The sequence below is a fragment of the Deinococcus sp. YIM 134068 genome (assembly GCF_036543075.1).
GTDB classification, from domain to species: domain Bacteria; phylum Deinococcota; class Deinococci; order Deinococcales; family Deinococcaceae; genus Deinococcus; species Deinococcus lichenicola.
Genome location: NZ_JAZHPF010000004.1, coordinates 84,152 through 96,911, shown reverse-complemented (window position 1 = coordinate 96,911; position 12,760 = coordinate 84,152). Strand labels below are relative to the sequence as shown.

General features: G+C 69.3%; 10 protein-coding genes. 6 read left to right on the top strand and 4 right to left on the bottom strand.

Annotated elements, in window-relative coordinates:
- The first annotated feature begins 30 nt into the window (after positions 1-30).
- The 4 genes from V3W47_RS06110 to V3W47_RS06095 all read left to right on the top strand — a co-directional run bounded on the left by V3W47_RS06110 (position 31) and on the right by V3W47_RS06095 (position 3,065).
- Entirely contained in the window at positions 31-822 is a 792-nt protein-coding gene (locus V3W47_RS06110; protein WP_331824301.1) for a nitroreductase family protein, read from the top strand.
- Between the two features lie 394 nt (positions 823-1,216).
- Positions 1,217-1,630 (top strand): NUDIX hydrolase, encoded by a 414-nt coding sequence (locus V3W47_RS06105; protein WP_331824300.1) that lies wholly within the window; start codon positions 1,217-1,219, stop codon positions 1,628-1,630.
- A gap of 26 nt (positions 1,631-1,656) precedes the next feature.
- On the top strand, positions 1,657-2,172 hold the full coding sequence (locus tag V3W47_RS06100) for a gamma carbonic anhydrase family protein (protein ID WP_331824299.1): 516 nt from the start codon (positions 1,657-1,659) through the stop codon (positions 2,170-2,172).
- A complete protein-coding gene (locus tag V3W47_RS06095; RefSeq protein WP_331824298.1) occupies positions 2,169-3,065 on the top strand; it encodes a hypothetical protein in 897 nt (298 codons plus the stop codon). Before V3W47_RS06100 ends, V3W47_RS06095 begins: the two co-directional genes overlap by 4 nt.
- Before the next feature lie 113 nt (positions 3,066-3,178).
- Here the strand turns inward: V3W47_RS06095 and ispH are convergent, their stop codons facing one another.
- The 3 genes from ispH to V3W47_RS06080 form a co-directional block, all read right to left on the bottom strand.
- Positions 3,179-4,174: a 4-hydroxy-3-methylbut-2-enyl diphosphate reductase gene (gene ispH, locus V3W47_RS06090; protein WP_331824297.1), complete on the bottom strand. Its 996-nt coding sequence runs from the start codon at positions 4,172-4,174 to the stop codon at positions 3,179-3,181.
- Between the two features lie 97 nt (positions 4,175-4,271).
- The gene (locus V3W47_RS06085; protein ID WP_331824296.1) at positions 4,272-4,820 is read right to left on the bottom strand and encodes a DinB family protein; all 549 of its coding nucleotides are present in this window, start codon (positions 4,818-4,820) and stop codon (positions 4,272-4,274) included.
- On the bottom strand, positions 4,804-6,348 hold the full coding sequence (locus V3W47_RS06080) for a phospholipase D-like domain-containing protein (RefSeq protein WP_331824295.1): 1,545 nt from the start codon (positions 6,346-6,348) through the stop codon (positions 4,804-4,806). The genes V3W47_RS06085 and V3W47_RS06080 overlap by 17 nt, the downstream gene beginning before the upstream one ends.
- 364 nt (positions 6,349-6,712) lie before the next feature.
- Here V3W47_RS06080 and V3W47_RS06075 point away from each other — a divergent pair, with 364 nt between their 5' ends.
- Positions 6,713-8,122, top strand: a complete 1,410-nt coding sequence (locus V3W47_RS06075) for a hypothetical protein (protein WP_331824294.1) — start codon at positions 6,713-6,715, stop codon at positions 8,120-8,122.
- 131 nt (positions 8,123-8,253) lie between these two features.
- On the top strand, positions 8,254-8,715 hold the full coding sequence (locus V3W47_RS06070; protein WP_331824293.1) for an NUDIX domain-containing protein: 462 nt from the start codon (positions 8,254-8,256) through the stop codon (positions 8,713-8,715).
- Positions 8,716-9,181: 466 nt separating this feature from the next.
- On the opposite strand, the gene V3W47_RS06065 is transcribed toward V3W47_RS06070, so the two are convergent.
- Positions 9,182-12,466 carry a UvrD-helicase domain-containing protein gene (locus tag V3W47_RS06065; protein ID WP_331824292.1) on the bottom strand — a complete coding sequence of 1,095 codons (3,285 nt, stop codon included), beginning with the start codon at positions 12,464-12,466 and terminating at the stop codon, positions 9,182-9,184.
- Between the last annotated feature and the right edge of the window lie 294 nt (positions 12,467-12,760).

Here is a 12,760-nt window from a genome sequence, read left to right as displayed (position 1 = left end):
CGCTTCCGCCCGCGCCCTATCCTCTGGCCCATGACCGTCGCCCCCGCACAAGACTTCCCGACCCGCCACCAGACCGCCGAGGAGGTGCGCGCCTTCTTCGACGCCCACCGCACCGTCCGGCGGTACAGGGACGTGGCGATGCCCGAGGACCACCTGAGCGCCATTCTCCACGCGGCGCAGCGGGCACCGACCGACGCGACGGCGCAGCTCTACTCGTTCATCCACCTCAGGAGCGCGGAGACGCGGCAGAAGGTCGCCGCCCTGACCACGAACGCGCATGTGGCCCAGGCGTCCGCGAGCTTCGTGATCTGCCTCGACGTTCACCGCACCCGCAGGCTGCTGGAGGTCGCCGGACACGCGCCGGGCGAGTGGCCCGCCGTCGCCGTCCATTTCGGCATCGGGGACGCCGTGCTCGCCGGGCAAAATACGCTCCTCGCCGCCGAGATGCTGGGGTATCAGGGCTGCTGGATCGGCGGCGTGCTGAACAATCTGGACGCCCTCATCACCGAACTGCGTCTGCCCGCCGGGGTGCTGCCCTTCGCCGCCCTGACCATCGGCGTGAGCGACGAGCAGGCACCCTATCGCCCCCGCCTGCCGCGCGAGCTGGTCATCCACGAGGACGCCTACCGCGAGCCGGGCGAGGCGGAGTTGCGCGCCGGGACCGAGGTCATGAATCCTATTGCGGCCAGAGGGGGACAGCCGGGCGACTGGGCGCGGCTGCTGCGGGCCTACTTCGGCGCGGGCGGCAGCATGGAGGAGCGGGAGCCGGGGCTGGTGGCGGCCCTCAAGCGGCAGGGGGTGTGGGCGGGGAAGGAGGAGTGAGGAGTAGGGATCGCGCGGGGAAGGAAATCCCCTGTGGCCTTTTCCCGACCGTCGCTCGTGCGGACGCCCGGAGGAACCCAGTGGTGGCGGAGAGGTGGGCGAATCACTCCTGGGCAACAGAGGAGTGGGCGGCCAACTCGGCGGGCGCAGCATCCCCCAGGCTGGGGCGCGGGCGGCGACAGGTGGACGGGTCCGCAGTCGGGCCGAGGGCGCGGCGCGGTGGTCTTCCGGCCACTTTCCAGCGGCCCGGTCCATGAGGTCGAGCTTGAACTCACGGCTGCGGGGGCGTCCGGGCACAGAGACACCTTCGCGGTCCGGTGGCCTGCAAGCGGACGGGGCGGCGGGCCTGGCCTCCTGGTCCGGCCCCAAGGGTTCGCTCCAGTATACTCCGCCCATGTCCGCCGCACCCCCCATCCCCATCCCCGGCGCGGGCGGCGTCGTGCTGGACGGCCTCGGGCGCGTGCTGCTCGTGCGTTACCGCAGCGGTGCCTGGGCCTTCCCGAAGGGCCACGTCGAACCCGGCGAGACCCTGGAGCAGACCGCCGTGCGCGAGGTCGCCGAGGAAACGGGCGTCACGGCGCGCATCCTCGCCCCCCTGCCGGGGACGCGCTACACCAACGACCGGGGGGAGACGCGCGTCATCTCCTGGTTCGCTATGCGCGCCGTCGGGGAGGCACCCACCACCCTGGAGGCCACCTTCACGGGGGGCGGCTTCTTCGCCCACGGCGAGGCGGCGGCCCTGCTCTCCTACCCCGAGGACCGGCGGCTGCTGGAGGCCGCGCTCGCCTCGGCCCCCCATCCTTCCTGACTTCCCCCTTCCCCCGGAGGCCCCCCATGCCGCTCTATGCCCTCGACGGCGCAATGCCCCAGCTCCACCCGACCGCCTTCCTCGCCCCCAGCGCCGACCTGATCGGGCGCGTGACGGTGGGAGAGGAGGCCAGCGTGTGGTTCGGCGTGGTCGCGCGGGGCGACCTCGAACCCATCCTCATCGGCCCGCGCTGCAACGTGCAGGACGGCGCGGTGCTCCACACCGACCCCAGCCACCCCTGCACGCTGGACTCCGACGTGACGGTGGGCCACCGGGCGGTCGTCCACGGGGCACATTGCGCGTCCGGCAGCCTCGTCGGAATGGGCGCGATCATGCTCAACGGCTCCAGCCTGGGCGCGGGGGCGGTCCTCGCGGCGGGGGCGCTGCTGCGCGAGGGCGAGCACGTGCCCGACGGGATGCTCGCCGTGGGGGTGCCCGCCCGCGTCGTCCGGCCCGTGGAGCGGATGGACAACGCCGCGCGCTACGTGGAGAATGCCGCCCGCTACCGCCGGGGTCTTGCTCTCGCGGAGAAGCTCGCATGACCCCGCCCGAGGAGTCCGGCGCGGAGGGACAGGGACGGCCCGCCCGCCGCCGTCAGGTCCACCTGCCCTCGGGGCCGCCCGTCGTGCCCCCGCCCGCCGAGCACACGGACGAGGAAGAGGACGGCGGCGAGATCATCCCCGAACTCACCCCGATGTTTCCGTCGGCGGAACCCTTCCTCGCCCGCTTCCTGCCGCAGGCCCCGGCCTCCTACTCGGGGCTGAACGCCCGCTTTTGCGACCTGCACGCCTTTCTCAAGTACCTGCACGAGGGGACGTGGTGCGGGTACCTGCACGCCACGCTGGGCGATCAGAGCGCCTTTGTCCTGCTGTACGAGGGCCGCACCGTCACCGCCGCCGCCGCCGGGGCCACGGGCGAGCAGGCGCTCGGCGAGTTGCTGCACCTCTACGAGCAGGGGGCGGCCCTGAGCGCCCACCCGCTGCCCGCCACCCTGGCCCACGTCCTGAGCGGCATCGGCTCGCGGGCGTGGAAGTTCAACCTCACGGAAGACTTCACGGGCCTGCACGCCCGGCCTACCGGGGCGATCTTCTACGCGGGGGGCCAGATCGTCGCCACCCTGCCCGCCACCCTGCCCTACGAGGGGGCCTTTCCCGCACCCCTGCGCCCGCAGACGCTGATCCTGCCGCGCAGCCTCGCCGGGTGGGCGCACCGCCAGTACGACCTGACCCTGCGCGGGCGCGACGCCGTGAACCCCATCACCGACGTGTACCTCACCTTCCGCGCCCGGCACGGAGCGGCGGGCCTGGCCTTCCTGCGTGCCCTGCGCGACGGCCTCTCGCCCGCCGAACACGCCCTGCGCGCCGACGCCGCCCTGCACGACCTGGAGCCGATGGTGCAGGAGTTCGTGAAGACGGGGTACGTGCGGGAGGGATGAGTGGCGTGTGGCGTGTCGCCTGTAGGGAAAAGAAAAGCGGGTGGGAGACGTGAACTACGCCGCCCACCCTTCTTTTCCACAAGCCACAAGCTACGAGCGACAAGCCCCAGGCCCTACCTCATCGTTCGCGGAAGCTCCTGCGTCGGCAACACCTTCTTCGGCTCGCGGAACTCGATGTTCTCCCACTCGCCCTCCTCGATGACCTCAAGGGCCGGGTTGAGGCGGCGGAAGTGGGCCACCACGTCCTGCACGAGGTCGTCCGGCGTGCTCGCCGCGCTCGTGATGCCGAGGGAGCGGACGCCCGTCAGGTCCAGCTCCGCGAGGTCGGCTGCCGTCTCCAGCCGCTCGGCCCGCCCGCAGGCTGAGCGGGCGAGTTCGAGGAGGCGCATCCCGTTGCTCGAATGGGTGCTCGTCAGCACGAGGAAGGCGTCCACCTGCCCCGCGATGGCCTTCACCGCGTCCTGGCGGTTCTTCGTGGCGTAGCACAGGTCCTCGCTCGGCGGCACGACCAACGCCGGAAAGCGGGCCCCCAGGATGTCCACCGTCCGCCGCGTGTCGTCCACGCTCAGGGTCGTCTGGGTGAGGACCACCACGCGCGACGGGTCGGGCACCGTGACCGTGTGCGGGTCGTGCAGCCCCTCACCTGTCTTACCCAGCACGCCGACGAGGATGGTGTGGTCGGGGGCCTCGCCGCGCGTGCCGATGACCTCCTGGTGGCGGGCGCTGTCGCCGATGAGGAGGATGGTGTAGCCCTCGCGGGCATACTTCTTGGCCTCGGTGTGGACCTTCGTGACGAGGGGGCAGGTCGCGTCGATGGTCGAGAGGCCCAGCGCCCGCGCCCGCTCGCGCACCGCCGGGCTGATGCCGTGCGCGGAAAATACGACCGTCTCACTCCCGGCGGGCAGCGCCGAGATGTCGTCCAGGCTCTCGACGAAGTGAACGTCGTGCTGCTCCTCCAGCCGCTCGACGACCGTGTGGTTGTGGACGATGGAGTGGTAGACCGTGACGGGCCGATCTTCCGTGCGGGCGGCCCTCTCCACCGCCCCGATCGCCATGACGACCCCGGCGCAGAAGCCGCGCGGCTTGGCAAGGTGGATGCGTTCAACCACGAGGGGACCCCAGCATGGCCCCATTCTAGGCGCGGCGCGGGGTGTGGGAAGTCCCGGTGGGGCGGCCAGCGGCCAGCTTCCAGTCGCCAGCAGAACGTCAGCCCTGTGTCTGGGCCTCCAGCACCTTGCGGATGATCCGAATCTGCCCCCGGTGGCTCACCTCGTCCTCCATGACATGAAACCAGGCCCAATGGTGGTTGGGATAGTCGAAGTCAGGCACCTGAAGGTTGGACGCCAGCCAGGTGTCGTCACGGCGGGCGAGTTCGGCGAGGGTGTCGGCGCGGGCGGCTTCCAAGTCGTCGAGGTAATGCCCAAGCTCAAAGCCCCGTACCCGCTCGCCCTCCTGCCCGAAGCTGATGGCTCCGCCGTAGACGGCCATTTCCCCCTTATCAAAGCCCCGGTTCTCGAAGCTCAGCCGCTGATACAGCCGGTCCACCGCCGCGATGTGCGCGAGCAGCATCCCGATGGAGTTGGAAAAGCCGGGCGGGATGGCGTCCAGTTCCTCCACACTCAGGCCACCGACCGCCTGAAGCGTTGTGAGACGGGCATAGTTCATCATGGCGACAAGGACGCCGATATGAGGCGTGTAGCCCGGCGCAGGTTCGATCAGACAGGTCTTTTTCCAATCCTCACGGCTGACGGTCATGCTCCAGGGTACGTTCCACCGGGGCGGGCTGAGGCGAAGGTGCCGACCCCGGTTCCACATTCCTCATCCACCACTCTTCCGGGACGGTGCGGCTGTGCTTTGCCCACAGGTCCTCGAAGCTCGCGTTCTGCTCGGCCACGGCTCCGGCGTCGGTGGTGGCGAGCATGGCCTCGTTGAGTCCCAGCGGTCCCCACGCTGAGAAGTGGAGGTTCATGCTGCCCGCCAGCACCATACGGCGGTCCACGGTCATCGCCTTCGTGTGCATGGGATGGGTGACGTAACGGGCCTCGAAGCGGCCTTCCAGCCCCCGCCGCCGGGCCTCCCGCCGCATCAGGGCGACACCGCTGCGGTTCGCCGCCCGGTCGATGCCGTAGTCCACCATCAGCGCGCGGACCTTCACGCCGCGCCCCATCGCGTCCAGCACGGCGCGGAGGTAGACAGGCCAGCGGCTCACCGGGCAGTCCTCCGGGTTGAGGTAGGCGTACCAGCAGCCCAGCGACGGGGTGAACTGCGCCTGCATCAGGTCGAGACTCTGCCGCGCCTCCCCGAAGAGTGCGAGCGTCGCCCGGTCGGCCTGGTCGAAACCGGGACGGCGGTAGAGCAGGAAGGCCCGCGCCGCGCCGGTCGTCTCCGGTTGTGGCGGGAGGGCGGGGTGGCCGAACTCCTCGGGTGAACCCAGCGTGCAGAGGCGGGCCACGTCGTCCGCGCCCGTCCCCTCCGGGCAGCGCACCTGCCGCGAGTGCCGCCACAGGTCGTCGAACACGGCCATCCCGTCCCGCGCCACCGGGCCGCGCACCCGCAGGCCGAGGTCGTGCAGGTCGCCCCCGCCCGGCGCTGAACTCGGCAGGTGCCAGACGGTGTAGTTGTACCCGGCCACCGTGAGGTCCTGCCCGTCGATGACGTGGAGCTTGACGTGGTTGTGCGGGAAGTAGCGGTAGTTGACGACGCCGAGGTGCCAGCCCACATCCGCGTCGCCCAGCGGCACGCCCAGCCGCGTGAGGTCACGCACGAGGTCGAGGGCCTGGGTCGCCCCGTCCGCCCGCGCCAGGTCGGGAAAGCCGCCGAGCGCCACCCGCACCGTCATTCCCTGAGGGTAGGCGGCGGGGTTGGCCCGCACCCGCCCGTACAGGTCCCGCACGGCGAGGGCGAGGGTCCAGCCGGGCCGCCCCTCCCCGCCGTGCCACTCCATGCTGGCGAGCAGCACCTCCGCGCGGGCGTTCCGCACCTGCTCCGCCGTCACGTCGAAGGCGTCGGGCTGGCCGGGTGCGCCCGGCGTCCGCAGGTAGCCCAGCGCCGTGTTGCCGCACGAGTGGTCGGGCCGCCCGTCCTCGGTCGTCACCCGCCATAGGGCGAGTTCGAGGGGGTCGGTGGGTGCCGGGCAAATCAGGCCGGAGGGCGCGGGGGGCTTCGGGGGGCCGAGCAGGAAGGGAAACTCCGGGCCGACTGCGCCCGCGCCGCTTCCCAGTCCGGCGAGTAACAGGGCGAGGGGAAGCGTCCAGCGGCGGGGGCGAGGGGCGGGGGCGGCCATCTCCCGGCAGGATAGGGTCCTTTTCCGCGCGGTGAGAGTGAGTTTGCTGACGGGCGCTTGGGGATGGGGGGGTGAGGTGTGGGGGTGAAGTGCGGCCCACACGGCCCTTCCGGAAGCCAGAGTAGGTCTCGGCTGCCTCTCCTCGACTGGGAATACGAGTGACCGAAGGAAGACGGGACGCTCCTGCGCTGGCTCCGCGTCGCCCGACGACGCAAGCGTGGGGAACGACGGGGAATGCAGGGGAATCGTCGCTGCCGGGGATTGGGGAGCCCCGCCCCTCTTGCAACCCACGCCCGACCTCAAGCCCATGACTCCCGACCTCCCACCTCCCTGTCACCTTCCACCCTCTGCCATAGTGGGCCGCATGATCTCTTCCGACCCCGACCCCCGGACCCTCACCGCGCTGGGTGTGGCTGGGGCGCTGGAGGCGGCGAGCGTGCCACGGGCCACCGCCGACACCCTCTCCGGCCTGAGCGCCCACCCCGACGCTCGGGTGCGGGCGCGGGTGGCCGCCCACCCCAACACGCCCGTGGAGGTGCTGGGCCTGCTCGCCGCCGCCTTTCCGCGCGAGGTGCTGGGCAATCCCGGCCTGCCGCTGATGCGCCTCGCCCGCCCGAATCTCCTCGGCGTCTTCCCGGCGGAGGGCATGACCGCGCTGCTCTCCCTGCCCGAGGTGCCCGGCTGGGTGCTGGACGGCGCGTCCCGGCACGAGGACTTCGGCGTGCGGGCGGCGCTGGCGGCCCGTCCCGGCCTGGGGGCGGCGCGGGTGGAGGGGCTGGCAGGTGACGCCGGGTGGCAGGTGCGCGAGGCGGTGGCAAAACGGCCCGAGTTGCCCGAACCCCTTATCCGGCAACTCGCGGCGGACGACGACTACGACGTGCGGAAGGCGGTGGCCGCCCGCCCCGACCTGCCCGGCGACGTGCTGCGGACGCTCGTGACGGACCCTCACGGCATCGTCCGGGCCTCGGTGGCGCGGCGGCTGGACCTGCCGCTGGACTGCATGCTCACCCTCGGCGCGGACGAGGACCCCGACGTGCTGGCGACCCTCGCCCGGCGGGTGGACCTGCCCCGGAACGTGCGCGAGTGGCTGTCGGGCCACGAGAACCCCCTCGTCCGGGCGGCGGCGTTGCAGGCGTGGCGGGTGCCCACCACGTGGCTGGAGCGTGCCGAACACGACGCCGACCCCGACGTGCGCGCCGCCCTCGCCCGCCGCCCGGACGCCTTCCCGGACCTCCTGACCCGCCTCGCCGCCGACGAGTCTGAGACGGTGCGCCGCGCCGTGCTGGAGCGGGGCGACCTCCCCGAGGAGGCGGTGCTGTCGCTGGCCCGCTCTCCCGAGCAGGACATCCGCCTCCACGTGGCGAGCGCCGAGGGGCTGGCCCCCGCCGTGCTGGACGCGCTGTTGCTGGATGCCGACACCGCCGTCCGCACCGTCCTCGCCGTGCGGCCCGACCTCGGCCAGGGGCGTCTGGCCCGCCTCGCCGCCGACCCCGACCCCGAGGTGCGCCGCGCCGTCGCCTACGCGGAGACGCCGGGGGACGCGGTGCTGGCGCAACTCGCCGCCGATCCGAATGCCGGGGTGCGCCGCGCCGTCGCCGGGCACCCGCACCTTCCTTCTGCCCTGCTCCCGACGCTGGCCGACGACCCCGATGACGGCGTGCGGTTGAGTGTGGCCGCGCGCAACGATCTGCCGGGGGAGGTACGCGAGGGGCTGGGCCGGGACCGGGACGAGAGCGTGCGGGCGGAGGCGGAACGCGGGGGGCACTCCGTCTGAGGCGAGAGGGGCATCAGGCCCACTGGACCGTCCGCGCTTCCCTCTCGCCGTGGTTCCGACCCTGCTGCGGGGGCTGAGGCTCCGCCAAACGTCAGACGCCATACCCCTGTTCGCCGCGCCATACTTCCCCCGTGACCGACATCCGCATTCCCCTCGGCGGCCTCAAGTTCAGCGTCCGCGTCGCCATCCTGTGCGTGCGGGGGGACAGGCTGCTCGTGAATACGGTCCGGGGCCTCGGCTTCGGCTTCCTGCCGGGCGGTGCCCTGAGTGTGGAGGAGGACGCCGCGAGCTGCGCCGCCCGCGAGTGGCTGGAGGAAACGGGCACCCCGCCCGGCCCGCTGCGCCTCGTCGGCGTGCTGGAGAACTTCTTCGGTCCACCCGAGAAGCGGCAGCACGAGATCGGCTTCTACTTCCGCATGGAGGCCCCGCCCGAGTTGCCCGAAGAACCGTTCACCGTGCTCGACAATGCCGACGTGACGTGCGAGTGGATACCGCTCGCGGACCTTGCGACCCTCCCCGTCTACCCGCTCGCGGTGGCCGAGTTCCTGAGCGCCGGGACGGGGGAGGTGCGGCATCTGGTGGAACGGGGGTGAGGCTGTTCCGTCTCACAACCTCCGGCTCTTTCCTTGCCATAAGGAGCTTTTGAATAGAAGATGACGTGCGAGTCCTTCTGATCGTGACTAATAGTTACAGCTTATCTTCCGGCTCAAAGACAAATAGATGAGTGTACGTCGAGTTTCAAGATGAAAAGTACACCCTGTTGCAAGCTTTGATAGATTGGTTCATGCCAACTCAACTGCTTTGCTTCGATCAAATTTAAACTCCCTCCGACAAGACCCGACTCCATCCTTTTGGACGGAAACCGTTGGATGAAGGCTCATACAACCTAACCAAGTCCAACTCTTTGGCTATGATTCCAACTTTCGTCCGACAGAGGAATTAGAAGTTGATCTCGATCAGCTCTTAAATCTACTTGATAGAATTGACAAACTCGCCAAAGCTTACGGAGAACTAACATAAGAGCTTTGGAATTGGGCTGAGCCGTCACCACTGGAACTGTCATTCGTGCTTCGTCAAATTCGCAAACTTCACGAGCAGCTTCTTCGTGCCAGCCGACGGGAAATGCACCGTCACTTCCTGGCGCTCGCCCATGCCCGCCACCGCGAGGACCTGCCCCTCCCCGAACTTGGGGTGTGAGACCTTCTCGCCACCCCGGTAGGCCATGCCCCCCGTCATCGGGCTGGTGTTCTTGACGGCGCTGGGCGTGACCCGGCCCGGCGTGGACGGGCGGAAGTCCTTCCACGTCTTCGCGCGGTAGTCCACGACCTGCCCGTAGGGGTCCACCGTGTCGAAGTCGCCCTCGATCTCCTCCAGAAAACGGCTGTCCTCGGTGCTGTTCGTCTTGCCGAACTGCATCCGGTTCTGCGCGGCGGTGAGGAACAACCTCTCCATCGCCCGCGTGATACCGACGTAGAAGAGTCGCCGCTCCTCCTCGATGCCGCCCGCCTCCAGCAGCGAGTTTTTGCTGGGGAGCAGGCCCTCCTCCGTGCCCACGATAAAGACGACCGGGAACTCCAGCCCCTTCGCGTTGTGCAGGGTCATCAGGGTCACGGCGTCTTCCGGCACGTCCCTGTTCTCCTGTTTCGCCCGCATGTCGTCCACGCTGGAGAGCAGGGCGGCGTCATCGAGGAAGTCCCCGATGGTGCCCTCGTTCGTCTGCGACCACTCCTCGGCGGCGTTGACGAGTTCGTCGAGGTTCTCCATCCGCACCTGCCCCTCCTGTCCTTCCTGGCGCAGCAGGTCGAGGTAGCCGCTCGTCTCGATCACGAAGCGCAGGAACGGCGCGGGGAGGTAGTTGTCGGCGGCCTCTTGCATCCCGTGCATGAGTTCGGCGAACTCCACCGCCTTCTGCCCACCCCGCTCCAGAACGTTGCGCTCGACAGCGTTCGCGCACGCGGTCAGGATGGACGTGCCGTTCACCCGCGCCCACTCCATCAGCCGCTCCAGCGCCGTGTCGCCGATGCCGCGCCGGGGCCGCCCGATGATGCGGCGCAGGGCCACGTCGTCGTCCGGGTTGATGGCGAGGCGGGCGTAGGCGAGGATGTCCCGAATCTCCCGGCGGTCGTAGAAGCCCACGCCGCCCACGATCTTGGCGGGAATCTGCACCCGCCGCAGCGACTCCTCCATCACGCGGGACTGCGCGTTCGTGCGGTACAGGATCGCCATCTCCGCGAAGGGCCGCCCCTCGCCGTGCAGCCGCGTCAGCCACTCGGCCACGAAGTCGCCCTCCGCCCGGTGGTCCGTCGCCCGGTGGAACATGACGGGGTGCCCGTCCTCCTTGACGGCGCGCAACGTTTTTTCAAGGCGCTCGGCATTGTTCTCGATGAGCTTGTTGGCAATGTTGAGAACGCGCGCACTCGAACGGTAGTTGTGTTCGAGCATATAGACTTTGGCGTCGGGGTAATCCTTTTGGAAGTCGAGGATGTTCTGAATATCGGCACCACGGAACTTGTAGATGCTGTTATGAACGAGGACACCGCCAGCGACATAGGTATGGGTGGGTGAGACGGTGAGGTCGTACACGGGACCGTCGTAAGTTTCCTGACCGGCACTTTCCACGGTCGCCTCGCGCAGTTGCCCGGCTTCCTGCACGAGGACGCGCATTCCGGGGTGCAGGTGCGAGAGGGGGAGGAAGGTGTACATCCGCCCGTCCACCACGGCTTTGCGTTGCAACTCCAGCCCGCCGTCGCGCGCCACCTGCCCGGCATACTCCAGAGCCTCGGTGTAATCCTTGCGGCTGACCTCCAGTCGGTAGCCGCCGCGCCCGTTCGTGCGGACGGGATGCCCGGCCTGGGTGAGGCGTTCAGCCACGTCTGCGCGGTTGCTGCTCCACTGGACGCGGTGGTAGCCGACCAGACCGCTCCGATGGTCGGAGTACATGATCAGGTTCACGCTCTGCCGCCGCAGTCCGTTCTGCGGGCGATGGTGGGGGAAGTCGGGGTGGAGGTGGAGATCGGCCATGAGCCGCCGGGCCGCGCCCGCCGTGTCCAGTTCGGAGAAAAGGCGGGCGAGGTGCGTTTCGCTCAGGGCGAGATTCCGACCGACCCCGTGGAAGAGAGCGGTCGGCAGGCCGTAGCGGGCGGCGTACAGCGCCTCCCAGTACGCGGCGTCGGCCCGTGACTCACATACCCGCAGCACCCACACCTTGTCCCCGTTCTCCTGATTGAGCCGCACACGGTAGCCATAGTCGGTCTTGCCCTCGCTGTTCTGCCGCGCGCCGACTGTGAGGCCGACGCGGTAGCCCCGGTCCTCGCGGTACATCAGGTAGACGTACCATTGGCCCGCCATCGGCTCATGCCGCGCGAGAACGACGTGGTGAGGCGTGCCGCGCAGGGTGCGCCCACCTGCCGAAACTCTCCACAGCGGCCCAGCCGAATGACCACGCTTGACGTGGGTGACGCGGGCAGGCACGAGGTTCTCTCCCCCACCCGTGCCGCACACGAGGTCGCCCTCCGCGATTTCCTCGATGGACCGTTCCCCCTGCGGCGTACAGACGAGCGTGCCGGGCGGGAGACACTGATCGGGGTCCCCGACAACAAGCAGATTCCGGTCCCGATTAGCAAGTAACCTTGTCAATTCATACTGCGCCTTGTTCGTATCCTGATACTCGTCCACGTGAATGAAGCGGGCGCGGTCCTGCACCCGGTCGAGGACGCCGGGAACTTCCTGAAACAAGCGCACCGTCTCGGTGATGAGGTCGCCGAAATCGATGGCGTTCTGGCCCTTCTTCCGCGATTCGTAGCGGCGGTAGACCTCGGCGGCGGACTCGCGCGGGATGCCGCTGATATACAGTTCCTGGCTGCGGGCGAGGTCGTCGGGCGTGAGCAGGTTGCTCTTGGCGCGGTCGAGGATGCCGCGCAGGGTGCGTGGGTTCGTCTCCGGGCCGATGCCGGGCACGCTGCCCATGACCTCCTTGAGAATGTCCATCTGGTCGTCGTCGTCGTAGATGACGAAGCCGCGCCGCAAGCCGATGTGCTCGCCGTAGGCCCGCAGGATGCGGACGCCCGCGCTGTGGAAGGTGCTCATCCACAGGCGGTCCGCGCCACTGACCAGATGCTTGGCCCGCTCGCGCATCTCGGCGGCGGCCTTGTTCGTGAAGGTCACGGCCAGAATCTCGCCGGGGTCCACGCCGTAATGTCCGATCAGGTGAGCGATGCGGTAGACGAGCGTGCGGGTCTTGCCGCTGCCCGCCCCGGCGATCACGAGCGCGGGGCCGGTGAAGTGGTCGGCGGCCTGCGCCTGATTCTCGTTGAGTTGTGAAAGAAGGTCCGGCGCGGAAGTCACCGGGGCAGTCTAGCAGGGGCTGTTACGTTGGGGACGTAACAGCTCGGGGTGGAATCGTTTGGATGGGGTCAGCCCTCCCTCCATCTCTATCCTGGTCGCGTTGTACGTTCGGGCCGGTTCCCACTTCACCCCCACACAGGCCCGGACTTCTCTTGGAGGGCGAAGGCAGAGGAGGAACTGTCCTGGTTTCAAGGGCACCTCGCTTCCACTCCAGAAGGAGCGGAGGCTGAGCGCGGATACCTTCATCGCAGGTCCGCCCGTACAGATGGCCCCGGAGTCCTGTCTTCGGCGCAA

Bases quoted from the DNA above. Each gene is read 5' to 3' on its own strand.
- V3W47_RS06110 (WP_331824301.1), top strand. From the start codon at position 31: ATGACCGTCGCCCCCGCACAAGACTTCCCGACCCGCCACCAGACCGCC.
- V3W47_RS06105 (WP_331824300.1), top strand. From the start codon at position 1,217: ATGTCCGCCGCACCCCCCATCCCCATCCCCGGCGCGGGCGGCGTCGTG.
- V3W47_RS06100 (WP_331824299.1), top strand. From the start codon at position 1,657: ATGCCGCTCTATGCCCTCGACGGCGCAATGCCCCAGCTCCACCCGACC.
- V3W47_RS06095 (WP_331824298.1), top strand. From the start codon at position 2,169: ATGACCCCGCCCGAGGAGTCCGGCGCGGAGGGACAGGGACGGCCCGCC.
- V3W47_RS06085 (WP_331824296.1), bottom strand. From the start codon at position 4,820: ATGACCGTCAGCCGTGAGGATTGGAAAAAGACCTGTCTGATCGAACCT.
- V3W47_RS06080 (WP_331824295.1), bottom strand. From the start codon at position 6,348: ATGGCCGCCCCCGCCCCTCGCCCCCGCCGCTGGACGCTTCCCCTCGCC.
- V3W47_RS06075 (WP_331824294.1), top strand. From the start codon at position 6,713: ATGATCTCTTCCGACCCCGACCCCCGGACCCTCACCGCGCTGGGTGTG.